Source organism: Sphaerisporangium album (genome assembly GCF_003323745.1).
Taxonomy (GTDB): domain Bacteria; phylum Actinomycetota; class Actinomycetes; order Streptosporangiales; family Streptosporangiaceae; genus Sphaerisporangium; species Sphaerisporangium album.
The window spans coordinates 198,419-223,267 of record NZ_QOIL01000017.1 but is presented as its reverse complement, the minus strand read 5'-3'; the positions used below and the strand labels follow the sequence as shown (position 1 = coordinate 223,267).

The following is a 24,849-nucleotide window of genomic DNA, read 5'->3' as shown; positions in this document are numbered from 1 at the left end:
GAATGCGAGGTCAGGGCGTGGGGGAGGGCGCCGCGCCCGACCGGTAGAGTCGCTCGATCACGGTGATCATGCCCTCCAGCCGATCGTGGTCGGGCGGTTCGACCACGTCGATGAGGTCGGTCGGCAAGGGGGCCTTGGCCTTCGCCACCAGGTCGTCGAACGCCCTGGCGTGTGCGGTGCGGAAGCCGTACAGGGCGGCCAGGCGTCCGAGTTCCGGATCCTCCTCCAGCAGACGGCCGACCTCGGTGCCCTGCGCGCTGAACGGCACGAGGGTGTGCTTGCTGAGGACCGTGGGCGAGGGATAGAGCAGTCGCATGTCCGGGCGGATCGAGCCGTCGCCGGCGAACAGGCGCGAGGCGTACTGCGCCTCGTAGACCATGACCATGGGCGTCTTGCCGATTCCGAGGGACAGGTAGTCCTCGAACGGCGCCTCGGTGGAGGTCTCCGAGTAGCCCTGGTCGAGAAAGAGGGGAGCGACGGTTTCCGCCACCTTGGAGACCTGCGCGTTCGAGGTGACCACGTCGTCGCCGTTGGCCACGTAGCCGGCGATCGCGAGGTACATCGCCGCGGAGTTCGAGGCGCGGATGTCGGTGGTGGTGAGCAGGACCCGCTTGCGCGCCGGATAGGCGGTGTTGCCGGGGAGCTTGTCCCACCGGGTGCCTTTCCCGACCAGATCCAGATATTTCCGGACGTCGAGCACCTGATAGCCCTGGCCGGAGTCCCGCACGACGCCCGCCTTGGTGAGCACGCCCACGATCGGCTCGAAGGTGGCGATCGCCATGGGGGAGGAGAACGGCGCGAACGTGCGGGTGGCGCCCTGGTCACGCTTGATCTTCTCCGCGGCCGGTGCGCTGGAGGGGAACGCGAAGCCGTACTTCTTCAGATCGACCGAGTCCACGATCTGGCGCGAGCCGGCGGTGTCGACCTCCACCCGGAGGCCGTGCCGGGTGAAGACCGCCCGCACCCGCTGATCGTCGAAGAAGGGCTTCTTCTCCGATCCGATCACGCCCCGCACCACGGTGGGCTCCCGCGTCTCCGTGCCGCCGCCACGGTTGCCCACCACGATCGCCGCCACCACGGCGGCGCCGAGGAGCAGCGCCAGCCCGACGCCGATCCAACGCTTCATCTGATTCCTCGAAAGCTCGCCCCGTATTCGCCGTGAACCGGCGTTCCCCACCGAATTATGTGAGCTATCACGACAAGGCGGGCCGAGGCATCGACGACGCGTGCACAATTCAGCTTCCGTTCACTGTCACGCCATAAGCCGAAGCGGTCGGCGAGGTCGCGCCGCTTTGGCCACGCCGGTGGGAAGCCTGTTCCGCGAGAGCGGGGAGGAGCCGCTTGACGGCTGGCTAGAATTCCGGCATTCCGCGGATGTGACTCCGGTGTCCGGGTGACGGCGCCACGCGCGTTCGAGGCCGCGGGGAAGGCGGAACGTGAACGGCATCGGGCGCGAGGACGGGCATCCGAGCGCCCGGGAGGCGCGGGCCGTCCTCCTGAAGGCGCGCAGGCTTCGCGAGACCGCGCGCACCCTGCTCGCCGACCACGGGCGCGCTCGGGCGGACGTCGAGCGGGCGCTCACGGTCGTCCGTGGTGAGGCCGCGCGACGGGAGCTGGCGGCGATCCCGGTCGCGCGCGTCAAGGACGTGACGGAGGGGCGCCTGCGGCTGGGGGCCGTCGAAGAGGCCGGGTACACCACGGTGCTGGACGTCCTGGAGACGACGCCGTACGCGTTGCAGCTCCTGCCCGGCATCGGCGCGCGGTCGGCGCGGCAGATCCACGCGGCCGCCCAGCAGATCGAGCGCGCCGTCGCCGAAGCGGTCGCCGTCCGGATCGACGTAGGACGCAAGGACGCCGCCGCCACCGACCTGCTGAAGGCGCTGAAGCGGCTCGTGAACGCGGGGCCCGACCTGCCGCGCGCGCTCGGCCTGGCGGGCGACGCCGAGAAACGGCTCGCGCCGGCGCTGTCGGCGGCGGGTCCGGCCGGGAGCGGCCTGCGGATGCTGCTGGCGGGCGCGAAGGGCCGCGCCCGCGCCCGGCAGGCCGTCCACGAGCTGGAACGGCTCCTCGCCGAGGCGAACCAGGCGGGCGCGGTGGGCCAGGCGGGTGCGGTGGGCTCGGTGGGCGCTGCGGGGGTGGCGGGCGCCTCGCTGCTCATGGCGCAGGCGTCGGTGGACCTGCTGCGTCCCGTGGCGAGCGACATCGAGGCGTGGAGCGACTACGAGCTGCAGTCGGCGACCTACCACGGCCTGCTCGCCGAGATCGCGGGCACCGGCCCCGACCGGCACGCCGCCGAGGGGTTCCTGCCCGACGACCTCGCGTCGCGGGTCCGGGCGCAGGAACTGGACGACACCCACCGGCGGGTGTCACTGCGGGGCTACCAGTCCTTCGGGGCGCGGTTCGCGCTGGTCCAGCGCAGGGTGATCGTCGGCGACGAGATGGGCCTGGGCAAGACGATCACGGCCATCGCCGCCATGGCGCACCTCAGGGCCGAGGGGGCCACGCACTTCCTGGTCGCGTGCCCGGCCAGCGTCCTGATCAACTGGCTGAGGGAGGTGGAACGCCGCAGCACGCTGCACGCCTACCCTCTGCACGGGCGCGACCGCGCCGCCGCGACGGCGCGGTGGATCCGTGAGGGCGGCGTCGCGGTGACCACCTTCGCCATGCTCGGCCACCTCGCGGTCCCCGGCGAGCTCGCGGTGGGCATGCTCGTGGTGGACGAGGCGCACTACGTCAAGAACCCGGCCGCCAAGCGGACCCAGGCGGTGGCCCGCTGGTGCGAGCGCGTCGAGCGCGTCCTGTTCCTGTCCGGCACGCCGATGGAGAACCGCGCCGGGGAGTTCCGCGCCCTCGTGGGCCACCTGCGGCCCGACCTGCTCCCCGCGATCCGCGTCCACGACGGCGTGGCGGGGGCCGCCGCGTTCCGCAAGGCGGTCGCGCCGGTCTACCTGCGCCGCAACCAGGCGGACGTGCTGGACGAGCTCCCCGAGGTGGTCCACGTGGACGAATGGGAGGAGCTCGGCAGAGCGGACCTCACGGCCTACCGGCAGGCGGTGGCCGCCGGGAACTTCATGGCGATGCGGCGCGCGGCGTACGCGGTGCCGAGCCAGTCGGCCAAACTCAACCGGCTGACGGAGATCGTGAAGGAGGCCGCGGGCAACGGTCTCAAGGTCGTCGTCTTCTCGTACTTCCGGAACGTCCTGACCGCGGTCGGCGACGTCCTCGGGCCGGAGGTCCATGGGCCGATCACCGGCGATGTGACCGCGGCCCGCCGCCAGCGGACGGTGGACGCGTTCACGTCCGCGCCGGGCCACGCGGTGCTGCTCGCCCAGATCGAGGCCGGGGGCGTCGGCCTGAACCTTCAGGCCGCGTCGGTGGTGATCATCTGCGAACCGCAGGTCAAGCCGACCATGGAGACCCAGGCCGTCGCCCGCGCCCACCGAATGGGCCAGGTCCGCACGGTGCAGGTGCACCGGCTGCTGTTGGTGAACAGCGTGGACGAGCGCATGCTGGAACTGCTGGACGCCAAGACCGAGATCTTCGACGCCTACGCCCGCCGCAGCGAGCTGGCCGAGACCACGGCGGAGGCGATCGACGTCTCCGAGCAGTCCCTGGCCCGCGCGATCGTCGAGGCCGAGCAGCGGCGCCTGGGAGAAGACGTCAGTCGGTGAGGCGGCGGGCCAGCCAGACCAGGGACTCGGTGATGCGCTCCTTCGGCAGGCCGAGGGTGTGGCGCTGGAAGGAGTAAAGCTCGGGCGCCAGGGGGGAGAGGACGGCGTCCGCCGCGGCGTCGGGGTCGGGGACACCCGCCTGGACCAGGAGCACGCGCACGTGCGCGCGCCAGAAGCCGTAGGCGCCGGTGGCGAACCTGGCCTTGCCGACCTCGGCGCCGAGGGCCAGGTGGAGGTGGCCCTCCAGCAGGTCGACCGACGCCTCGTAGAAGGCGGCGAGGCGCTCGGTGGGTGAGGCGCCGGGGCCGAGGGGCGGGTCGCCGCGCAGGATGTGCTCCTGGAGGCGGCGTTCGTGCTCGTCGAGCAGGGCGATGGCGATGGACGCGGGGTCGGGGTAGCGGCGGTACAAGGTGGCCCGGCCCACGCCTGCGGCGCGCGCGATCTCCTCCATGGTGACCTGCCGGGCGTCCATCGTGGCGAACAGGCGTTCGGCCGCGGCGAGGACGCGGGCCCGGTTGCGCGCGGCGTCGGAGCGCTCGCGCACCGGCTGCCGGGTCTCCTCGGTGGCCGTGGGCTGGAGCAGGGGAAGGTCGCGGCTCGAAATGCCGACCAACATGGCCGGATGTGTCGGGATCTGGCTGTTCACCGGGGTCTCGTCGGCGCCGGTAAGCCTGTCGCTCATGGGTCCATCGTAGGCCCCACAACGTTATGTGGACATGTCGTCCAGTTCTGACGTACTCTGAGCTCGCTAAAACGGACGGACTGTCCACATCTGTCGTTGGGACCTCTCATGCATGCCCTCCTCCTCGCGTCGGCGCTGCTGATCGGCTGTTTACTGGCAGTGCAGACGTCGGTGAACCTTCAGCTCAACAAGGCCGTCGGCACGCCGTACGGCGCCTCCTCAGTGCAGCTGAGCGTCGCCACGGTGCTCCTGGCGGTCCTGGCCGTCGCCGTGGGGACGATCGGCGCGATCCGCCTGGTGCCCGACGTGCCGTTCTGGCACCTGCTCGGCGGGCTCGCCAGCCCGCTGTACATCACCAGCGGAATCCTGCTCTTCCCCCGGCTCGGCGCGCTGGCCGCGGTCGGGCTGTTCGTCACCGGCCAGATGTTCGCCTCCCTCGGGCTGGACCTGCTCGGCCTGCTCGGCCTGGCCAAGAAGCCGATCAGCCTCGGCATCGTGCTCGGCGCCGTCGCCGTCCTGGTCGGCATCACGGTCATCATCCGCAGCCAGCGCGCCGCCCAACCGGCCGTGCCGCCCCCGCCGCCCGCCACGGGATCCGGCGGAGGCTCCGTCGCGACGGCCACCGCGCCCGCCGTCGCCGCCAAGCAGTCCGGCGCCTTCCAGGGCGGCTGGATCCTGCTCGGCCTCGTCGCCGGCGCGGTGCTGCCGATCCAGGGCGCGGTCAACGCCCAGCTGCGCAAGGACCTGCAGGCGCCGGTGACCGTGGCCACGATCAGCTTCATCGTCGCCACCCTGACCATCGTCGTGGTCCTGCTGCTCCTGCTCGCCTTCCGCCGTACCCCGCAGCCGAAGTTCCAGCCGCTCGGCGCCATGCCGTGGTGGGGCTGGCTCGGAGGCGCCTGCGCCGCCGCGTACGTGACCGCGACCTTCATGCTGATCCCCGAGATCGGCGCCGCCACGACCGTCGCGCTCACCGTGACCGGTCAGCAGGTGGCGTCGGCGGCCATCGACAACTCCGGCCTGTTCCGCCTGCCCAAGCGCCCGCTCACCGCGCCGCGCCTCGGAGGCCTGGCGCTGCTCATCGCCGGGTCGGTGCTTGTCCAGCTCACCTGAGACACCCGCTCACGACACCGCCGAGCCCACCAGGGCCGCCGACCTCGCCGCCATGGCCCACGTGAGGGGCACGTCCGCGGTGTGAACCTCCCGGAAAAGGCGGAACGCGGACCCGGGGAGGAGGGTCCGCGTTCCGTTGGGAGTGGTTACCTTGTCAGGTCCTCAGGCGATCACGAGAGCCGTGCGATCACGGCGTCGATGTCGCGGGTGAGGACGGTGCGGATTTCCTGGTCGGGGACGGTCTTGCCGTCGTTGACCAGGGTCCTGAACTTCTGCAGCTCCTTGACGGTCTTGCCGTCGTTGCCCTTCGCCTCGGTCTTCTTGACCTTGGTGAGCTCGGACTGGAGCGTGTTGCCGTTCTTCTGGCTGAGCCGGCTCGTCGCCACGAAGCGGTCGATCAGCAGGCCGATGTCCCGCGTCGAGGTGGTGATCCCGAAGGTCACCTGCTCCTTGGTGACGTTGCCCGCGTTGTCGGTCGCGGTGACCGCCAGCGCGTGCGTGCCGAGCTTGAGCTCGTACAGCGCCTGCAGCCGGCCCGAGGCGTATGGAGCGGCGTCCAGCGTGCCGGTGACCGTCTTGACCCCGGAGGTGCTGTCCACGGCCTGCCAGGTGATGCGCAGGTCCTGGCTGTCCCCGTAGATCACGGAGTCGGAGATGCCGGACACCAGGACCGTCGGCTTGGTGCCGTCGATCTTGACCGCCGCGGCCTTCTCGGTCTCGACGTTCCCGGCCTTGTCCTTGGCCCGGTAGCGCAGCTCGTGGCTGCCGTCGCCGGTGATGTTCACCGGCTCGGTGTACGACTTCCACGCGCCGCCGTCGAGCGAGTACTCGACGCCGGCGAGACCCGAGGCGCCGTCGGACGCGGTCAGCGTCACCGGCACGGTGGATCCGTGCCAGCCGTCGTCGTTGCCCGGGGCGAACTGCGCCGTGGTCAGCGGCGCCGTGGTGTCCTTCTTCACCTCGATCGTGCCGTCGGCGGTGTTGCCCGCCTTGTCGGCGGCACGGTAGGCGACGGTGTGGACGCCGTCGGACGCGACCGTCACCGGGTCGGTGTAGGGCGCCCACGGGCCCCCGTCCACGCTGAACTCGGTGGAGGCCAGGCCCGAGCCGCTGTCGGACGCGGTCACCGCGACCGTGACGGGGGAGACGAACCAGCCGTTTCCGCCGTCGGGCTTGGCCGGGGTGGTGGTCGCCGAGACCGTCGGCGGCGTGGTGTCGGCCGGCCGCCCCCACGAGGCGTGGAAGAAGTCGAACTTCGCCGTCTTGGACGCGGCCGCGTTCACCCCGAAGGAGAACAGGCCCACCTTGGCGTTGCCGATCGCCGTGTTGGCCACCCCGGTGCCGATCTCCGTCCAGGTGGTGCCGTTGGAGGAGGCGAAACCGCGGTACGTCGTGCCGGTCTTGGTCAGTCGCAGCCACCACACGCCCTGGGTGAGGTCGCCGAGCTGCGGCTGCGGGTTCTGCACCGAGTCGCCGATCTCGCTGCGCAGCTCGATCCTGCGCGACGTCGGGCCGTCGGTGAGGTAGTCGAGCTTCACGTAGTCGCCGTCGCCGGTGTAGGCGATCAACCCGGCCTGCTGGTAGGCCTCGTTGAAGGCCGACGCGTCGACCTTGGTCTCCACGGACCAGTCCCCGGAGGGCGGGGTCTGGAGGATGAAGTTCTTCGGCCCCGAGTTGTCGGTGCCGTAGATGTCACCCTTGCTCGTGTCGATCTCCAGGTTGCCACCGGTCACCCGGGTCGCCGAGGCGTCCGGGCGGATGACGGTGTTCCAGCGGCACGCGTCCAGCGAGTCGCCGGTGAACTCGTCGTCCGGCGTGGACGGGCCCGCGGTGGCGTCCGGCAGGAGCTGGAACCAGTCGAAGGCGGCGTCGACGACCGGCCTGTTGCCGGTGCTGGCGAACGACGTGAGGCCGATGCGCGGGTTGGTGATGCCGGCGATCGCCTTGTCGGTCTGCGGCATCGTCGTCCAGGTCACCCCGTCGGGCGAGTAGGCCGCCGTGAGGGTGGTGCCGTTGCTGGCCAGCCGGATGTAGACGGTGGTCGGGTAGTCCGCGCCGAGGTTGGCGGTGTTGGACGCGGCCACCTCGTTCGGCTGGCCCGCTTCCTCCCGGACGAACTGGAAGACGCGGTTGGCCGGGTTATTGGCGGTACGCGCGGAGATGACCATCTTGGCGTAGTTGTCATCGTCGCCGTACAGGATCAGGCCCGCCTGCTGGTAGGCGTCCCTGGCGTCGATCGTCACCTTGGTCGTGGCCTGCCACGCCCCGCTGGGCATGGGCTGCAGCACCAGGTTGGGCACCGGGTTGCTGTTGTTGGTGCCGTAGATCTCGGTGAGCGAGGTGGGGATGTGCAGCGCCCCGCCGGCCACCCGCAGGTCCTGGTTCTCCCGCAGCACGCTCCACCGCGAGCGGTCGAGCGCGACGCCGTCGAAGCCGTCCGACTTGCCGGTCAGGCAGGTCGTCCCCGGGGTGTCCACGATGATCGGGATGTGCTCGGTGCGGGCGGCGCCCTTGGCGTCCGTCACGGTGACCGACGCGTCGTACGTCCCGGGCGTCTGGTAGGTGTAGCGGGCGTCCGGGGTCGTGGGCGCCGGCGCGCCGGCCACGCCGAGGTTCCACTTGTAGGTCAGCGGGGTGTTCCCGTCGGGGTCACTGGCCTCGGCGTGCAGGCTGACCGTCAGCGGAGCCGGGCCCCTGTCGGGGGTCGCCGTGAGGGTGACCGCCGGCCGCTGGTTGTCGGTGACGCCCTTGCCGACGAAGTCGGTCCAGTTGACGTTCAGCAGGCCGCCGGTGTTGGTGCCGCCCGCCAGATTGCGGACGACGAAGTACAGCGGGCCGCTGGTGGTCGGCGGGTTGGTCAGCGTGACCGGGAAGTCCTGGAAGGTCTGCCAGCCGCCGGTGTTGGCGACGTCGGCCTTGCCGACCAGGGTGCCGTCCACGGCGCCCGCGCGGATCTCGATCGTGCCGCCGGTGGAGCCGGAGGACGCGCGGAAGCTCAGCTTCTCGATCCCCGACAGGTTCACCGGGTCGTGGCTCCAGTAGTCGCCGTCCTCGATGAAGCCGATGTTGTTGAAGCCGCCCTGCGTGTCGGAGGTGGTCTCCACCTTGACGCCGGGGTCGCCGGTGCCGATGCCGCCCGGCGCGCGGCCGGTCGTGGTGAAGAACTCGGCCTGCTTGTGCTTGGGCTGCAGCAGCGCCTGCGCCCGGCCGGTCAGCGGGTTCGAGGAACCGGCGCCGCCCTTGTCGGTGTAGGACGCCTCCAGCACGTAGAAGACGTTGTCGCCCTCGCTGTGCCCGCCGGACAGGGTCGTCTGGACGACGCCCGAGCAGCCGGTGTACTGGTCGAGCGGGTGGCCGTGCGTGTCGTGGCCCAGGATGGCCTGGATCTTCACGGCCGCGCAGTCCACCGTGCCGTCCTCGGGGTCGGTGACCGTGACGGTGAACTTCACCTGGTCGCCGAACTCGAACAGGCCGCCGTCCGGCGGAAGGTTGATCTTGACCGTCGGCGCCGTGTTGCCGACCACGATCGGCACGTTGGCGGTGGCCGTCTTGCCGTCCTCGTCCTTCACGGTCAGCACGGCGGTGAAGTTGCCGGCCGTGTTGTAGGTGAAGGTCGGGTTGGCGTCGGTGGAGTCGGTCTGGCCGTCGCCGTCGAAGTCCCAGGCGAAGGTGATCGCCTGCCCGTCGGGGTCGGCCGAGCCCGCGCTGGAGAACTTCACGGTCAGCGGCGCCGGGCCGGAGGTCTTGTCGGCCTTGGCCTGGGCGACCGGCGACCGGCTGCCCTGGACGTAGTCGATCCGGTAGACGCCGGAGTCGGTGTTGTCGCCGCCGAAGCCCGAGCCCCACTCGATGAGGTAGAGCGCGCCGTCGGGGCCGAACTTCATGTCCATCGGCTTCTTGAAGCTCATCTTGCCGAGCATCGTGTTGATGTCGACGAGCTGCGAGCCGTCCTCGCTGAGCTGGAAGGAGTACAGGTTGTTCTGGTTCCACTCACCGAAGACGGCCTTGCCGTCCCAGTAGGCGGGCCACTTGTTGTCCGACTTCAGCGCCGGGTCGAACCGGTAGGCCGGTCCGGCCATGGGCGCGCCGCCGCCACCCAGTTCGGGGAAGGCGGGGTCGGCGGCGTAGTGGTAGTAGACGGTGGCCGGCAGCGCCTTGGGCAGGTCGTTGAGGCCGGTGTTGTTGGGCGAATCGTTCTTCGGCGCCGCGCAGTCGAACGCCTGCTTGGAGGTGTTCGTGGCGAAGTCGAAGTCGATGTAGGCCTTGTTGTTGCCGACGCAGTACGGCCAGCCGTAGAACCCCGGGCTGTTGAGGATGTCCCACTCGACGGTGTTCTCCGGGCCGCGCGTCGCGCTCGGCTGTCCCGCGTCCGGGCCGTAGTTGGCGACCAGGAGCTTGTGCGTCTTCGGGTCGATGCCGATCCTGAACGGGTTGCGGAAGCCCATCCCGTAGATCTCCGGGCGGGTCTTCGGCGTGCCCGGCGGGAACATGTTGCCCGCGGGGACGGTGTAGGTGCCGTCCGGCTCGGGGTGGATGCGCAGCACCTTGCCGCGCAGGTCGTTGGAGTTGGCCGAGGTGCCCTGGGCGTCCCACGCCGACCGGCCCGCGCGCTCGTCGATCGGCGTGTAGCCGTCGGAGGCGAACGGGTTGGTGTTGTCGCCGTTGGCCAGCCACAGGTCGCCGGTCGCCTTGTCGAACACCATGCCGCCGCCGTGGTGGCAGCACTCCGCCCGCTGGACGGGCACCTCCAGCACGACCTTCTCGCTGGTGAGGTCGAGCGTCAGGTCCTCGCGGATCGTGAAGCGCGACAGCCGGTCCACGACCTTCGACTGCGGGGAGTAGTACAGGTACGCCCAGCGGTTGGTCGCGAAGCCCGGGTCCAGCGCCAGGCCGAGCAGGCCGCTCTCGTTGGCGGTGAAGACGTTGAGGTGTCCGGAGGTCACCACGCCGCCCGCCGGCTTGACGGCCTTCACGTCGCCGAGCCGGTCGATGTAGAAGACGGTGCCGTCGGGGGCGATGTCCAGCATCATCGGGTTGGACGTGTTGTCGTCAAGGGTGACCTTGGCGAACGCCGTGTCCAGGCTGGCCGAGCAGTCGGCCGGCACGACGCCGGCGGCGGTCTGCAGGCCGCCGAGCAGCATCTTCAGGAAGTTCGGCTCGGCGTAGGACTCGTTGGTGTGGCCCAGCGCGGTGTACCAGGAGCGGCCGCCATCGTAGTTCTGGCACCAGCTGTTGGGGTGGTCGACGCCCATCGTGCCGCCGCTGTAGCTCTTCTCGTCCAGGGAGGTCAGGACGTGAACGTTGCCACGCGGGTTGGCGCGGAAGTCGTACCACTCGTCGAAGCGGGACCAGCGCGAGGGAAGGCCGGTGGTGGAGGGGTGCGCGGGGTCCTCGACCTTGACGACGGCCTGCTGGGGCGCGGGGTGCTGCTTGAAGTACGCGCCGACCAGCTTGCCGTACCAGGCCCAGTCGTACTCGGTGTCAGAGGCCGCGTGGATGCCGGCGTAGCCGCCGCCGCCCTCGATGTAGTGCTCGAAGGCGGTCTGCTGGGCGGCGTCCAGGACGTCGCCCGTGGTGGACAGGAACACCACCACCTGGTACTTGGCCAGGTTCTGCTCGGTGAAGGCGGCGGAGTCCTCGGTGGCGTCCACCGTGAACCCGTGGTCCTGGCCGAGCTTCTTGATCGCGGCGATGCCCGCCGGGATGGAGTCGTGCCGGAACCCGGCGGTCTTGGAGAAGACCAGCGCGGAGAACGGCGGTTCGGCGGCGGCCGTGCTGGCCGTGGCCGACGCCGGGGAGGGGAGCAGGAGCTGTGAAGGGATGACGAGCGTGGAGAGGAGCAGAACCAGGGAGGTGAGCACTCGTTTCATGCCACACCTCGCATGCCTCTGCGCAGGTGAATTCCGATATGCATCTGCATGTCGTTCCTGACCTCATGGTCCAGTCAGGCAAGGCGCGCGCCGCCGCGCTGTTGCCGGGGGGTGATGCGGGGCCGGAGGGGTGCCACCGCCTCCGTCGTGCTGTCGGGTGTCTAGGTGTCGGATGGGAACGTGCCAGGTCTAGATTTTTTATGTCTAGGAGATTAATTAATCGGGTTTTAACACGTTCGAGACAGGGATGTATAGACACAAAACGATCACGACATGACAGAGCTCCGGAGGAGGCGACCCACGCCTCCTCCGGAGCCCTGGAGCGGTCAGGAGCTGTAAACCTCGAATTCCGAGAGCTGGCCGGCGGGCCAGCCGCTGTTGGCGGTGAAGGTCAGGCGCAGGTGGCGCCGGGTTGTGGCCGGGAAGGTGATCGTCGCGGTGTTCCCGGTCGCGGGGTTGAAGGTGTACGTCGCCGAGTTGACGACGTTGGTGAAGTTCGTCCCGTCGGTACTGCCGAGGACGGTGATCGTCTGGGTGCGCGTGGCCCAGGCGGCCGCCGGGGGCAGCTTGAGGACGACGCGGCCGACGCTGACGGCGGACCCGAGGTCGACGGTGACCGACTGCGGGAAGGCGTTGTTGGCCGACTCCCAGTAGGTGTCGGCGTTGCCGTCCACCGTGTTGCCCGAGCCGTACGTCTGCACGTGGCTGGTCTCGGTGGTCGGCCGGCCCTGGGCGAGGTTGGTGACCGGGACGGTGCCGCCGGTGCCGCTGAGCGCCACGGTCAGCGGGCTGCCGGGCGCGTTGCTGGCGATGCTCAGCGTGCCCGTGCGGGCGCCCGTCGCGGTCGGGGTGAAGGTGACGCTGACCGTGCAGGACGCGCCGGCGGCCAGGGTGGCGCCGCAGGTCTTGGTCTGCGCGAAGTCACCGGTGGTGGCGATCGCGCCCAGGTTCGCCGTGCCGGTGCCGGTGTTGGTCACCGTGACGGCCTGCGCCGGGCTGGTGCTGCCCACCGCCCGTGAGGCGAACGACAGGCTGCCCGGGGACGCCGACAGCGACACCGCCGGCGGCGGGGACCCGCCGCCCGGGAAGATCTGGAACTCGGCGACCTGCGCCGCGGGCCAGCCGGTGTTGGCGGTGAAGTTGAGCCGGACGTACCGCGTGCTGGTGCTGGTCAGCGGGATCGTGACCGTGTTGCCCGTCGCCGGGTCGAACGTGTAGGCCGCCGACGGCTTGAGCGTGGTCCACGTCGTGCCGTCGTTGCCCCCCTGGACCGACAGTGTCTGTGTCCTGGTGGCCCACGCGGCGGGCGGCGGCAGCTTCAGCGTGATGGAGCCGATGTTCTGCGCGGAGCGCAGGTCGGCCTGGAGCCACTGCGGGAAGGCGTTGCTGGTCGACTCCCAGTAGGTCGCGGTGTTGTCGTCGTTGGCGTTGCCCGGCGGGAAGCCGCCGTTGGAACTGCTCGCCGTCATGGCCGCGCCGAGCGCCAGGTTGGTGGTCGAGCTGATGCCGCTGCCGGACAGGCCCACAGAAAGCGGGCTGTTGACGTCGTTGCTCGCCACGTTGAGCGTCCCGGGACGGCTGCCCGAGGCGGTCGGGGTGAAGGTGACGTTGACCGTGCAGGACGCTCCGGCGGCCAGCGAGGCGCCGCAGGTGCTGGTCTGCGCGTAGTCTCCGGTGACGGTGACCCCGCTCAGGGTCGCCGCCGCGCTGCCGGTGTTGGTGACGGTGACGGCCTGCGCCGGGCTGGTCGTGCCGGTGTCGCGCGCCGCGAAGGACAGGCTCGCCGGGGACGCGCTCAGGGTCACACCGTTGGTGCCCGCGCCGGTGAGGTCGACGGTGACCGGGCCGCCCGGGGCGCTGCTCGCGACCGTGAGCGTGCCGGTGCGGGTGCCCGTCGCCGTCGGGCGGAAGGTGACGTTGACCGTGCAGGACGCGCCGGCGGCGAGCGACGTGCCGCAGGTGCTGGTCTGCGCGTAGTCTCCGGTGACGCTCACCCCGCTGATCGGGGCCGCCGCGGTGCCGCCGTTGGTGACGGTCACGGTCTGCGCCGGGCTCGTCGTGCCGACCTGCCGCGCCGCGAAGGACAGCAGGCCCGGGGTGCCGGACAGGCCCCCGGTGCTGCCGCCGCCGCCCGGGTAGATGTAGTTCGGCGCGGGCCACTGGCCGGTGCAGACCGTGGAGCTCGTGCTCCAGCCGGTGTTGCCCGCGCCGACCGTCGGGCTGAAGCTCGTCCCGACGCAGTTGTGGATCGAGACCCCCGCGCCGATGTGGTTCGCCCGGACGCCCGTGAACGACGTCGTCGCGCCCGCCTGCGCCTGGATCATGTACGTGCCGGTGCCGTCGACGTTCACGTTGGTGAAGTTGACGGTCCTGGTCGTGCCCTCGATGAAGTGGATGGCCGCGTACGAGCTGTCCAGGATGTCGGTGTCGGAGACGTTGATCGTCGCGTTGATCGGCTCGTTGAGCCCGTCGAACCAGATCGCGCCGACGCCGAAGTTCCAGTTGTAGTCGGAGTTGCCGGCCCGCAGCAGGGTGTTGCGCGCGACGGTGTGCGTGCCGGCGACCGCCGTGCCCGACCCGGAGTTGACGCCCGGGTACCGGTTGGCGATGTGGATGCCGCCGCCGTTGGTGATGGTGTCGCTGGCCACGTTGTCGGTGATCTTGATGTCCCGGCCGCCGTAGGTGACGATGTTGTTGGCCAGGATCGGCAGGATCACCGTGTTGTGGTCGAACGAGTTGTTGACGTTCGCCACCCGGTCGGGCCACATCGCCAGGCCGTCGTCCCCGGTGTTGCGGACGAAGGTGTTGGTGACCTGCGAGTTCGTGACGCCGGTGTGGAAGTTCACGCCGTCGGCGGTCTGGTCGAGGATGCGGCTGTTCTTGATGACGAAGTTGTTCATCGGGCCGTCCATCCACGCCCCGACCTTCGTGTGCTGCATCCACACGTTGTCGACGACCGAGTCGCTCATCGCGCCGCCGATGGCGTTGACCTGGTCCTCGTCCACGCGCTCGGCGATCTCGCCGATGATGGCGAAGTCCTTCAGCGTGACGTTGCGACTCGGGCCGCCCGCCTCGTGGGGCCGGATCTCGCCGGTGTAGCCGCCCCCGGAGACGTACTTGCCGTAGACGCCGGCCGCGCGCTTGCGGTCGGTGGGGTGGCGGCCGGTGAGCACGCTGTACCAGGGGCCCGCGCCGGCGAGGGTCACGCCGTCCACGACGACGTGGTCCCACAGGGTGTAGGTGCCCTCGGGGATCCAGACCACCTTGTTCTGGGCCTTGCCCGCGTTGACCGCAGCCTGGAACGCCGCGGTGGAGTCGGTGGCGCCGTTGCGGACGGCGCCGTAGTCGTCGACCGACAGCGACCCGGCGGGCCGGGCGATCGGGTTCGGGACCACCTCGAAGTCGGCCAGGTCCACGGTGATCGGGATGCCGCCGGTGAACTGGATGCGGACCTTGGCGCCCTGGGCCAGCGTGGACCCGAACATGGTCCGCGTTTCGTCGTAGAAGTGGTGGGGGTTGTTGCCGGGGGTGTTGTTGAAGGGGTACCCGCCGTAGAACCAGACGTACTTGGACGTCAGGGGCAGGTCCTTCAGGTGGGCGCCGTTGACCCGCAGGTCGGCGGTGGTGTTCTGCCCGGTGCCGGCGCCGTTGTCCGGCACGCTGTAGCGCAGCGACATGGCGTTGGCCGGCCGGGGGAGCGTGAACTCCACGTACTCGCCGGCGGCGTCGAGCGTCACCGCCCGGCGGCCCGAGGCCTCGGAGGGCAGGTGGGTGTAGATCCGGTCGGGGCCGATCACCTGGCCGGAGGTGACGGCGTCTTCGGCTTCGATCTCGGCGAAGGGCACGGTGGCGCCGCGCCCGGGGAAGTCGAACGGGGAGTCGGCGCGCGTGGCGGCCGAGGCGGGGGTGGCCGGGAGCCAGGCCACTCCTCCCGCTGTCAGTGCCACGACCGTGGCGATCGTCCAGGCCTTCAGCCTGCCGGGCTTGTTCATCGCTGACCCTTCATGCGAAGAGCCGGACACTTGGCGGCCGGGTACACAGACCGGTGGTGTCCGGGGGGTACCGATACCTTAAAATGACAGACAGATGTCTGCAATATTTCGCCGGTTCCGTGAAATGTAACGACTTAGTCGCGGGAATTCCTCGACCGGGAGTCTCCGCAAGTGGTTGCGCGCAGGTGAAAACGGTTTGCGCGGTCGTTGTCACGGCCTTCGGCCGCAGCGGGGGACGCGACGCGCGAGCGCCGGTCAGACCTTCTGGTCCGCGTTGACCAGGCGGTCCTGGAAGGCGCGGCGGAGGTGCTCCTCCTTGGTGGGCCGGACCCGGGCCATGGCCAGGCGGAGGATCGGCGGGGCCATCAGGGACGTGACGATGGCGACCACGATCACGATCGTGTACATCTCCGTCGTGATCACGCCGAGCCGCAGGCCCACCATGGCCACGATGACCTCGATCACCCCGCGGGCGTTCATCCCGGCGCCGAGGGCGAGCGCCTCCCATCCGCTGAGACGGCTCAGCCGGGCGCCCAGGTAGGCCCCGGCGAACTTGCCCGCGATCGCCACGCCCAGCACCACGCCCGAGGCGGCGAGGACGGCCGGGTCCGCGAGGAGCGTGAGGTCCATCCGCAGGCCCGCGGTCGCGAAGAACAGCGGGGCCAGCACGCCGATCACCGTTGAATGCAGCGGAGCCATCCACTCCGAGGTCGCGTGGCCGGACCGGCCGATGACGATGCCGCACACGAACGCGCCGAGCACCGCCTCCAGCCCGAGCGCCTGCGTCGCCGCCGCCGACAGCAGCACCATGACCACGACCGCGGTGATCGCCGGGCCGTGCCCGGGGGAGCGCGAGGCGGCCCGCAGGACGCCGCGGGCCAGCGGCCGGCCGGCGAAGAGCGCGAAGACGACGACCCCGGCGAGCGAGAGCAGGGACAGGGCGATCTGCCCGGCGCGCACGCCCGTCGTGGCCATGGCGGAGACGATCGACAGCATGAACCAGCCGAACGCGTCGTCCACCGTCCCGGCGGTCAGGCACAGCTGGCCCACGTCCCGGTGGAGCAGGTTCATGTCCCGCAGCGTCTTGGCGATCACCGGGATCGCGCTGACGCACGTGGCGACCCCCAGGAAGAGCGCGAAGACCGTGGGGTCGGTGCCCTCGCCGAGCAGCGAGGCGGGCAGCAGGTAGCCCGTCGCGACGCCGAGCGCCAGCGGGACGGCGAACCCGGCGACGCTGACCTTCGCCGCCGTGGAACCGCGGCGGCGCACCAGGCCGAAGTCGAGCTGCACGCCCGTCAGCCCCACCAGGAGCAGCACGCCTATCTGAGCGGTCGCGTCCAGCAGGTGGAACTGCGCCGGCCGCGAGGGCAGCAGCCACTCCGACAGGCCGGGGGCGAGGTGCGCGAGCAGCGAGGGGCCCAGCAGGACGCCGACGGACAGCTCGCCGACGATCGCGGGCATGCCCAGCCGGGCCGCGAGGCGGCCCAGCAGCGTGGCGAGCAGGAGCAGCAGCCCCACCTGGAGGAGGAACAGCAGCAGCTCGTGGGCGCCCAGCGGCGCGACGGGATGAAGGTCGGGCACACCAGCGATTGACGCCCATCGGGGCGCGGACGGTCTGCTCAAGATTGAGCGACGCGCCCGGGGTCCCCGTCGAGTGACGCGGCCGCGCTCCACGGAAACGGCGGGCCTGCTCAACATTGAGCGGACGGGCCGGGGCGCGTGCGCGACATTCGAGTACGGAATCCGACTCAGCGGAAGGGATGTCATGACGGACACGGATGCCTGGTCGCCGAGGTCGGCGCAGTACCAGACGACCCTGCCGCCCGAGCGCCTGCTGCACTCGGGCAACGCCGGGATCGTCATCCACCGGACCGGGCAGCTCGAGTACGAGATGGCGGCCGAGGGCCGTGACTTCAGCGTCGAGCTGGTGAACTACATGAACCGCGCGCAGGTCGACGTCGCCACGACCTTCCTGTACGAGGAGGTGTTCGGCGTCCGCGACCGGGTGCACTGGTTCGTGCACATGAAGTCGCCGGAGCTGTACAGCAGATTGCTGGAAATGGTCGACCACGACGCGGCGTTCCAGGACATCTCGCTCCGGGACCGGCTGCCCAAGAAGGGCGGCGGCAACTGGGAGAAGATGTTCGTCTACGGCAGCCTGCGGGAGACGATCATGTGCCCGCAGCACGGCTTCGCCAACGTCGGCCACGACGAGCACCCCACCGACCCGCGCGAGCGGCGCGAGTCGTTCGTCCCGCCCGCCACGCACCAGACGACCCAGCCGCCCGGGCGGCAGCTCAACTCGGCCAACGCGGGCGCCATCGTCCTGCGCACCGGCGACGTGAGGTACGAGTTCCGCGAGGAGGGCCGCCGGTTCCTCTACGACTGGTCGACGTACGTCAACGACGCCCTCCCCGGCCAGGCGACCGCGTTCGTCTACGAGCAGACCTGGGGGCAGCAGGACCGCATCCACTGCCTCATCCACCTGCGCGACCTGGAGGACTACCGGGTCGTCCAAGAGGTCGACCGCAGCGAGGGCATGCACAAGGAGGTCTACGACCCCGAGCGGGTGCCCGCGGCCAAGGGCGGCGGCCGCTGGGACCGGCTGTTCGTCCCCACCAGCATCAACGACGTCGTGATGGTGCCCCACTTCGCCGACAGGCCCTAGCCGATGGCGCTGGGAATCGAGGCGGTCGGCGCCTACGCCGGCCGGGCGTTCCTGGACGTGCGCGGCATGTTCCGGGCGCGCGGCCTGGACCTGAGCCGGTTCGCGAACCTGATGATGGAGCAGCGGTCGGTCAACCTGCCGTGCGAGGACCCGGTCACCAACGCGGTGAACGCGGCCAAGCCTCTCGTCGACGCGCTGACGCCCGAGGAGCGCGGCCGGATCGAGGCGCTCGTCGTCGGCACCGAGTCCGGGCTCGACTTCGGCAAGCCGATCAGCACTTACGTCCACCATCACCTCGGCCTCAGCCCGTCCTGCCGCTCGTTCGAGGTCAAGCACGCCTGCTACGGCGGCACGGCCGCCCTGCAGACCGCCGCCGGCATGGTCGGGTCGAGCCCGGTGCCCGGCGTGAAGGCGCTGGCCGTCGCCACCGACGCGGCCAGCGCCACGGCCAAGGCGTCCTACTGGGAGCCGTCCGAGGGCGCCGGGGCGGTCGCCATGCTGGTGAGCCACGACGCGAACGTGCTGGAACTCGACCTCGGGGCGAACGGCTACCACACCTTCGAGGTGATGGACACGCTGCGCCCCCGCCACGACCTGGACTCCGTCGACCCGGACCTGTCCCTGCTGGCGTACATGCGGTGCGCCGAGGAGAGCTTCGCCGCGTACCAGCGGCGGGTGGCCGGGGCCGACCTCGTGGACACCTTCGCCTACCTGGCCATGCACACGCCGTTCGCCGGCATGGTGAAGGGCGCCCACCGCATGCTGCTGCGCAAGCAGAAGGGCCTCGGCGCGCGTGACATCGAGGCCGACTTCTCCGCCCGGGTCGTCCCGTCGCTCGCGTACGGGATGCGGGTGGGCAACACCTTCTCCGCGGCCCTGTACCTCGCGCTGTGCTCCCTGCTGGACCACGGGGAGTTCGCCGAGCCGCGGCGCATCGGCCTGTTCTCGTACGGCTCCGGCTGCGCCTCGGAGTTCTACAGCGGCGTCGTCCCCGCCGGAGCCCGGCCCACCGGCGACATCGGCCGGGCGCTGGCCGAACGCCAGGAAATCACCGTCGAGGACCTGGACGTGATCACCGACCTCAGCGCGGACCGGATCTTCGGCGTGCGCGACGCGGTGTTCGACACCAAGCCGTACGGGGCTCTGTTCGAGGACCGGTTCGAGGGCCGCGGCCTGCTCGTCCTGGACCGGATCGCGGACTTCCACCGCGAATACAGATGGAGCTGACGACGATGTCCGTCATCCTGCGGCTGAAGATCCGCGACACCCTGGACGCCGGGTCCATCGCGGAGATCCACGACGCCCTGGACGAGGCCGAGGGCGAGCCTGACTGCCGCATCCTGATCCTGGAGGGAGGCGACGGCGTCTTCTGCACCGGCCTGAACCTGGAGGGCGCCGCCGGGCAGGACGCCTCCGACGGCGGCGCCGCCTTCTTCGGCCTGCTCAGACGGTTCACCACGACCCCGCGCGCGGTCGTCGCGCAGGTCGACGGGCGGGCGGCCGGTGGCGGGGTCGGGCTGGCCGCCGCGAGCGACTTCGTGTACGCGAGCGAGCGCAGCGCGTTCAGCCTGCCCGAGGCCCTGTGGGGGCTGCTGCCGTGCTGCGTGCTGCCGTTCCTGATCCGGCGGGCCGGCTTCCAGAAGGCGTACACGATGACCTTCAGCACCCAGCCGGTGCCCGCCGTCGAGGCCGAGCGGTTCCACCTGGTCGACGCGGTCGCCGACGACCCCCGTGCGCTGGTCAACCGGCTGGCGTACCGGCTCACCAAGCTGGACGAATCGATCATCCGGGACATGAAGTCCTACTTCCGCGAGATGTGGATCCTGTCCGACGAGGTGGAGGCGACGGCGGTCAAGGAGTTCGGCCGCCTGATGTCCGCGCCCGAGGTGCGGCGGCGGCTCACCGACTACGCGGCGGAGAAGCGGTTCCCCTGGGAGCGTTAGAAAGGATTGCGGCCGATGTCCGTCGTGTGGGTGTTTCCGGGGCAGGGTTCTCATCGCCGGGGCATGGGAGGCGTGCTGGACCGCTACCCCGCCCTGTGCGCGCGGGCGGACGAGATCCTCGGGTACTCGATCAGGGAACTCTGCGACGACACCCGGCGCCTGCGCGACACCCGGTACGTCCAGCCCGCGCTGTACACCGTGGACGCGCTGAGCTACCTCGCCCGGCGCGAGGAGGGCGGCGGGCCGGACTACCTGGCCGGGCACAGCCTGGGGGAGTACGCGGCGCTGTTCGCCGCGGGCTGCTTCGACTTCGAGACCGGCCTGCGGCTGGTCAGGCGGCGCGGCGAGCTGATGGGCGAGGCGACCGGCGGCACGATGACCGCCGTGCTGGGCGTCCCCCGGGAACGGCTCGAAGAACTGCTGGACGGCACCGGAGTGGACGTCGCCAACGACAACTCGCCCGAGCAGGTGGTCATCGCCGGGCCGAAGGACGCCCTGGCGTCGGCGGCCGGGGCCGTCCAGGAGATCGGCGGCAAATGCGTGCCGCTGAACGTCCGGACCGCCTTCCACTCCAGGTACATGAGGGACGCCGCCGACGCCTTCGCGGGCGCGCTGGAGGAGGTCCGGTTCGCGGAGCCGGAGGTTCCGGTCATCGCCAACGTCACCGGGCGTCCGCACGTCGCCGGGGCGATGGCCGAGGCGCTGCGCCGGCAGATCGACGGCCCGGTGCGCTGGCTGGACGGCATGCGGTACCTGCTCGCGCGGGGCGTGGACGAACTGGAGGAGATCGGGCCGGGCGACGTGCTCACCAAACTGTGGGACGTGACGCGCAGGTACCCTGTCGCGGCGCCCGAGGAGGACACGCGGACACCGGACACGCGCATGCCGGCTGCACGCATGGCGGACGCGGGCGCGCCGGGCCGGGGGACGTCCGGGGAGGGCGCGTCCGGGGAAGGCAGGTCCAGGGGCGCGGCGCCGGGCGCGTCCCTCCGTGGGGCCGGCGGCGCGTCCGAGCGGGCGGGCGACCCCGCGTCCCTCGGCTCGCGCGCCTTCCGCGAGGACTACGGCCTGCGCTACGCCTACCTCGCCGGGTCGATGTTCAAGGGCATCGCCTCCACCGACCTGGTGATCAGGATGGGCAAGGCGGGCCTGATGGGCTTCTTCGGCACCGGCGGCCTCACGCTGCCCGAGATCGAGGACGCGATCCACACGATCAGACGCGGGCTCGGCCCCGACGCCCCCTTCGGCATGAACCTGCTCTACGGCTTCGACGAGGACGGCCTCGAACGCGACACCGTCGAGCTCTACCTCCGCCACGACGTCCGCTACGTCGAGGCGGCCGCGTATCCCCACGTCACGGCCCCCCTCGTCCGCTACCGCTTCACCGGCGCCCACCGCGACGCGTCCGGGCGGCCGGTGGCCGTGCGGCGCGTGCTCGCCAAGGTCTCACGGCCCGAGGTCGCGGCGGCGTTCATGGCCCCGCCGCCCGAGTCCGTGCTGCGCCGCCTCGTCGAGCGCGGTGACCTCACCCCCGCCGAGGCGGACGCGGCCTCGTCCCTGCCGGTCGCCGAGGACGTCTGCGTCGAGGCCGACTCGGCGGGCCACACCGACGGCCGGTCTCCCTACGCGCTGATGCCCGCCATGGTCGAGCTGCGCGACACCGAGACGGCCCGCCACGGGTACGCCCGGCCGATCCGCGTCGGCGCCTCTGGAGGCATCGGCAGCCCCGAGGCGGCGGCCGCGGCGTTCGTCCTCGGCGCCGACTTCGTCGTCACCGGCTCGGTGAACCAGTGCTCGCCCGAGGCGGGCACGTCCTGCGAGGTCAAGGACATGCTGGCCGGGCTCGACGTCCAGGACACCGCGTACGCCCCGGCGGGCGACATGTTCGAGCTGGGCGCGCGGGTGCAGGTCGCCAGGAAGGGCACGCTGTTCCCCGCGCGCGCCAACAAGCTGTACCAGCTCTACCGGCGGCACGGCTCTCTGGACGAGCTGGACCCGGACACCCGGCGGACGATCCAGGACAGGTACTTCCGCAGGTCCTTCGAGGAGGTCTGGGACGAGACCCGCGCGTACCTGGCCGCCCGCAGACCGGCCGAGCTGTCCAGGGCGCAGGACGACCCCCGGCGGAAGATGGCGCTGGTCTTCCGCTGGTACTTCGTCCACTCCATCAGGCTGGCCCTGGAGGGCGTGCCCGGCCGGCGGGTCGACTACCAGATCCACTGCGGCCCGGCGATGGGCTCCTTCAACCGGTACGCCGCCACGATCGGCCTCGCCGACTGGCGCGACCGGCACGTCGACGTCATCGCCGAACGGCTGATGTCCGGCGCGGCGGGCGTGCTCGACGCCCGCCTGCGCCGGACGGGTGCCCGGTGAGGGTCAGTACGGCCATCCCGGCACGTTCAGGCGCACGCTGTACAGCCCGAAGTTGCCGGTGTTGCCGCCGCGCGAGGCCGTCCCTGAGGTGATGAACAGAGTCCTGCCGTCGGGGCCGCCGAACGCCGCGTTGGTGCTGTTCGTCCCGGCCGAGATCGTGCCGAGCTCCACGCCCGCCGGCGAGAAGACGTGCACCTTCCCGTCGTTGTAGGAGACCTGGTAGAGGTTGCCCGCGCAGTCGATCGTCGCGCCGTCCGACCCGTTCAGCGAGGCGAAGTCGCTGCGCGCCCCGGTGCTGCCGTCCGCGTTGACCGGCCACTTGTAGACCTTGCCGGTTCCGTTGCCGCCGACGTAGAGCGTCCTGCCGTCGGGGGAGAGCACGATGCCGTTCGGCTGGCTGATCGTGTCGTCGATCAGCGACACCACGCCGTTCTTCACCCGGAAGACGCTCGTGCGGCCGGACATCTGGTCGGGCCGGTTGGCGCGCTGGAAGTTGGGGTCGGTGAAGTAGACGGTTCCGTCGGCGCCCACGGTCAGGTCGTTGGGCGAGTTGAACGCCTTGCCCTGGTAGTTCGCCGCCACCACGCCGCGTACCTTGTCCGGCAGGCGGACGGACGAGACGCTGCGCTGGTCGTGCGTCGCGGCCAGGATCGAGCCGCCGTCCCGGCTGAGGGCCAGGCCGTTGCTGCCCGCGCCCGCGATGAACATGTCGAAGGTGTTCGGCGCGGTGTACCGCAGGATGTCCGCCGGCTGGACGCCCTGGGGGCCGGTCCCGTCGTACATGTTCGACACCAGCAGCGTCTGCGTCGTGGCGTCCCAGACCGGGCCTTCCAGGAAGTTGAAGCCGTCCCGGATCTTCGCCGCCGTGACCGTGGGGGACGGCAGCGGGTTGCCGTACGTCGTGCCCGGCACGCACGGCCCGACGCCCGGACGGGGTGGCACCGGGGAGGTGGTGCCGGTCGGCGTCGGGGTCGGGGTCGGCGTGGGGGACACGGCGATGGACCACTGCTGGTTAGGGCCGCCCGAGCACGCCCAGATCTGCAGCGGGGTACCGTCGGCGCTGCTGCCGTTCGTCGCGTCCAGGCACTTGCCGGAGCCCGCGTTGACGATTTGCGTCCCGGTCACGGTCCAGCGCTGGGCGCCCGTGCCGTTGCAGTCGTAGATCTGCACCTTGGCGCCGTTCGCGGTGGACGCGGCGGCCACGTCGAGGCACTTGCCGAGCGCGCGGATCGTCCCGTCCGTCCCGACGGTCCACTGCTGGGCGGTGCTTCCGTTGCACGTCCACAGCTGGACGCGGGTGCCGTTGGCGCTGCTCGCGCCCGCGACGTCGACGCACTTGCCGCCGATGCCGGTGATCGGCGTGCCGACGGCGGCCGAGGCGGGGCCGATCGCGCCACCGAGCTGGGCCACGACGAGCGCGGCGGCGAGGGCCGTGGCGGCGCCGGTCGTGAGGAGCACTCGGGGCAGGCGACCCCGAAGGTACTGCGGTGCGGTCATGGAGACCTCCGATGGATGCGGCTGCCTGATGGGGGGTGACAGCCATCCTTGACGACTATGGAAGCTCCATGTCTAGATGGCAAGATACTTGCCTGTTTCGCGCATGCGCGCAGATGACGGCCCCGCACTATCGGCGACCGTAAACGGTGAGCCACCAGGGGGAACGACGCGCCCGCGCGCTCACGGCCGCCGTGAAACTGTATACAGGGCCCGGCGAGAGAGCGTGTTCAGCGGACGAATGGCGACAGCAGGGCGCGGTCGAGATCCTCCTGGAGGGCGTCCAGGACCTCCGGACGGGGGCCCTTGAGGTAGAAGTGGTCGCCGGCGAAGACCCGCTGGGTGAAGCCGCCGTCCGTGGCGTCGCGCCAGGCGGCGATCTCGTCCGGGTCCACTTCGGGGTCGGCGTCGCCGAGCAGGGCCGAGACCGGGCAGGTGAGCCGCGGGCCGGGCAGCGGCGCGTACCGCTCATTGAGCGTGAAGTCCGCGCGCAGGGTCGGCAGGAAGACGTCCAGCAGGTTGCGCTGGTCCATGACCTCGGCGGGGGTGCCGTTCAGCTTGCCGAGCTCGGCCAGCAGAGCGTCCTCGGACAGGTCACAGAAGCGGCGGCGGCTCGTGGGCAGGTGCGGGGCCCGCCGCCCGGACACGAACAGGACGACCGGCTCCCGCGCGGAACCGCCGAGGCGGACGCCGGCGGGGTCGCGGGCGAGCCTGCGCGCGACCTCCCAGGCCACGGCGGCGCCCATGCTGTGCCCGAACAGGGCGTAGGGCCGGTCGGTGTACGGCCGCAGCGCGTCGGACAGCGGGCCGACGAGCCGGTCCATGCTGTCGTACGCCGCCTCGCGAAGACGGCTCTCGCGCCCGGGCAGGACGACCGGGCAGACGTCCACCGACGGCGCCAGATGCTCGTCCCACCTGCGGAACAGCGCCGCCCCGCCCCCCGCGTGCGCGAAGCAGAACAGCCTGACCTCCGCGTCCGCCCTCGGGCCTTCTCCCGCGATCCACGCCTTCGCCATGGCCCCGAAGCTAACCGGGCCCGATCG

At 71.0% G+C, this 24,849-nt stretch carries 13 protein-coding genes; 6 read left to right on the top strand and 7 right to left on the bottom strand.

Features of this window, described 5'->3' with window-relative positions:
• Window positions 1–10: 10 nt before the first annotated feature.
• Window positions 11–1,126 carry a hypothetical protein gene (locus DQ384_RS27970; protein ID WP_114031849.1) on the bottom strand — a complete coding sequence of 372 codons (1,116 nt, stop codon included), beginning with the start codon at window positions 1,124–1,126 and terminating at the stop codon, window positions 11–13.
• A gap of 310 nt (window positions 1,127–1,436) precedes the next feature.
• On the opposite strand from DQ384_RS27970, the gene DQ384_RS27965 reads away from it, so the two are divergent.
• Window positions 1,437–3,671, top strand: a complete 2,235-nt coding sequence (locus DQ384_RS27965; protein WP_114031848.1) for a DEAD/DEAH box helicase — start codon at window positions 1,437–1,439, stop codon at window positions 3,669–3,671.
• Here DQ384_RS27965 and DQ384_RS27960 read toward each other — a convergent pair.
• Window positions 3,661–4,353: a TetR/AcrR family transcriptional regulator gene (locus DQ384_RS27960; RefSeq protein ID WP_245966829.1), complete on the bottom strand. Its 693-nt coding sequence runs from the start codon at window positions 4,351–4,353 to the stop codon at window positions 3,661–3,663. The genes DQ384_RS27965 and DQ384_RS27960 overlap by 11 nt on opposite strands.
• A 108-nt stretch (window positions 4,354–4,461) precedes the next feature.
• On the opposite strand from DQ384_RS27960, the gene DQ384_RS27955 reads away from it, so the two are divergent.
• The gene (locus DQ384_RS27955; RefSeq protein WP_114031847.1) at window positions 4,462–5,466 is read left to right on the top strand and encodes a DMT family transporter; all 1,005 of its coding nucleotides are present in this window, start codon (window positions 4,462–4,464) and stop codon (window positions 5,464–5,466) included.
• A 170-nt stretch (window positions 5,467–5,636) separates the two neighbouring features.
• On the opposite strand, the gene DQ384_RS27950 is transcribed toward DQ384_RS27955, so the two are convergent.
• The 3 genes from DQ384_RS27950 to DQ384_RS27940 all read right to left on the bottom strand — a co-directional run bounded on the left by DQ384_RS27950 (window position 5,637) and on the right by DQ384_RS27940 (window position 16,909).
• Window positions 5,637–11,336 carry a ThuA domain-containing protein gene (locus DQ384_RS27950; protein ID WP_114031846.1) on the bottom strand — a complete coding sequence of 1,900 codons (5,700 nt, stop codon included), beginning with the start codon at window positions 11,334–11,336 and terminating at the stop codon, window positions 5,637–5,639.
• Window positions 11,337–11,662: 326 nt separating this feature from the next.
• Window positions 11,663–15,328, bottom strand: a complete 3,666-nt coding sequence (locus tag DQ384_RS27945) for a choice-of-anchor D domain-containing protein (protein ID WP_114031845.1) — start codon at window positions 15,326–15,328, stop codon at window positions 11,663–11,665.
• Window positions 15,329–15,583: 255 nt separating this feature from the next.
• Window positions 15,584–16,909: a cation:proton antiporter gene (locus DQ384_RS27940; protein WP_245966828.1), complete on the bottom strand. Its 1,326-nt coding sequence runs from the start codon at window positions 16,907–16,909 to the stop codon at window positions 15,584–15,586.
• A 184-nt stretch (window positions 16,910–17,093) separates the two neighbouring features.
• Between DQ384_RS27940 and DQ384_RS27935 the strand changes: the two genes are divergently transcribed.
• Genes DQ384_RS27935 through fabD form a run of 4 tightly spaced genes read left to right on the top strand, consistent with a single transcriptional unit; the run spans window position 17,094 to window position 22,312 of the window.
• Window positions 17,094–17,996 (top strand): DUF6039 family protein, encoded by a 903-nt coding sequence (locus DQ384_RS27935; RefSeq protein ID WP_114031843.1) that lies wholly within the window; start codon window positions 17,094–17,096, stop codon window positions 17,994–17,996.
• A 3-nt stretch (window positions 17,997–17,999) separates the two neighbouring features.
• Window positions 18,000–19,223: a hydroxymethylglutaryl-CoA synthase family protein gene (locus tag DQ384_RS27930; protein ID WP_114031842.1), complete on the top strand. Its 1,224-nt coding sequence runs from the start codon at window positions 18,000–18,002 to the stop codon at window positions 19,221–19,223.
• Between the two features lie 5 nt (window positions 19,224–19,228).
• Window positions 19,229–19,939, top strand: coding sequence for an enoyl-CoA hydratase-related protein (locus DQ384_RS27925; protein WP_181871456.1), 711 nt, complete (start codon window positions 19,229–19,231; stop codon window positions 19,937–19,939).
• 15 nt (window positions 19,940–19,954) lie between these two features.
• Complete coding sequence (fabD, locus tag DQ384_RS27920; RefSeq protein WP_114031840.1) at window positions 19,955–22,312, top strand: ACP S-malonyltransferase; 2,358 nt, start codon at window positions 19,955–19,957, stop codon at window positions 22,310–22,312.
• Between the two features lie 3 nt (window positions 22,313–22,315).
• Here fabD and DQ384_RS27915 read toward each other — a convergent pair whose 3' ends face one another.
• Both DQ384_RS27915 and DQ384_RS27910 read right to left on the bottom strand, forming a co-directional pair.
• Window positions 22,316–23,809 carry a lectin gene (locus DQ384_RS27915; protein ID WP_220183168.1) on the bottom strand — a complete coding sequence of 498 codons (1,494 nt, stop codon included), beginning with the start codon at window positions 23,807–23,809 and terminating at the stop codon, window positions 22,316–22,318.
• 227 nt (window positions 23,810–24,036) lie between these two features.
• The gene (locus tag DQ384_RS27910; protein ID WP_114031839.1) at window positions 24,037–24,822 is read right to left on the bottom strand and encodes a thioesterase II family protein; all 786 of its coding nucleotides are present in this window, start codon (window positions 24,820–24,822) and stop codon (window positions 24,037–24,039) included.
• Window positions 24,823–24,849: the final 27 nt, after the last annotated feature.

Coding starts and splice junctions, on each gene's coding strand:
- DQ384_RS27970 (WP_114031849.1), bottom strand. CDS start 1,126: ATGAAGCGTTGGATCGGCGTCGGGCTGGCGCTGCTCCTCGGCGCCGCC.
- DQ384_RS27960 (WP_245966829.1), bottom strand. CDS start 4,353: ATGAGCGACAGGCTTACCGGCGCCGACGAGACCCCGGTGAACAGCCAG.
- DQ384_RS27955 (WP_114031847.1), top strand. CDS start 4,462: ATGCATGCCCTCCTCCTCGCGTCGGCGCTGCTGATCGGCTGTTTACTG.
- DQ384_RS27950 (WP_114031846.1), bottom strand. CDS start 11,336: ATGAAACGAGTGCTCACCTCCCTGGTTCTGCTCCTCTCCACGCTCGTC.
- DQ384_RS27945 (WP_114031845.1), bottom strand. CDS start 15,328: ATGAACAAGCCCGGCAGGCTGAAGGCCTGGACGATCGCCACGGTCGTG.
- DQ384_RS27935 (WP_114031843.1), top strand. CDS start 17,094: ATGACGGACACGGATGCCTGGTCGCCGAGGTCGGCGCAGTACCAGACG.
- DQ384_RS27930 (WP_114031842.1), top strand. CDS start 18,000: ATGGCGCTGGGAATCGAGGCGGTCGGCGCCTACGCCGGCCGGGCGTTC.
- DQ384_RS27925 (WP_181871456.1), top strand. CDS start 19,229: ATGTCCGTCATCCTGCGGCTGAAGATCCGCGACACCCTGGACGCCGGG.
- fabD (WP_114031840.1), top strand. CDS start 19,955: ATGTCCGTCGTGTGGGTGTTTCCGGGGCAGGGTTCTCATCGCCGGGGC.
- DQ384_RS27915 (WP_220183168.1), bottom strand. CDS start 23,809: ATGACCGCACCGCAGTACCTTCGGGGTCGCCTGCCCCGAGTGCTCCTC.
- DQ384_RS27910 (WP_114031839.1), bottom strand. CDS start 24,822: ATGGCGAAGGCGTGGATCGCGGGAGAAGGCCCGAGGGCGGACGCGGAG.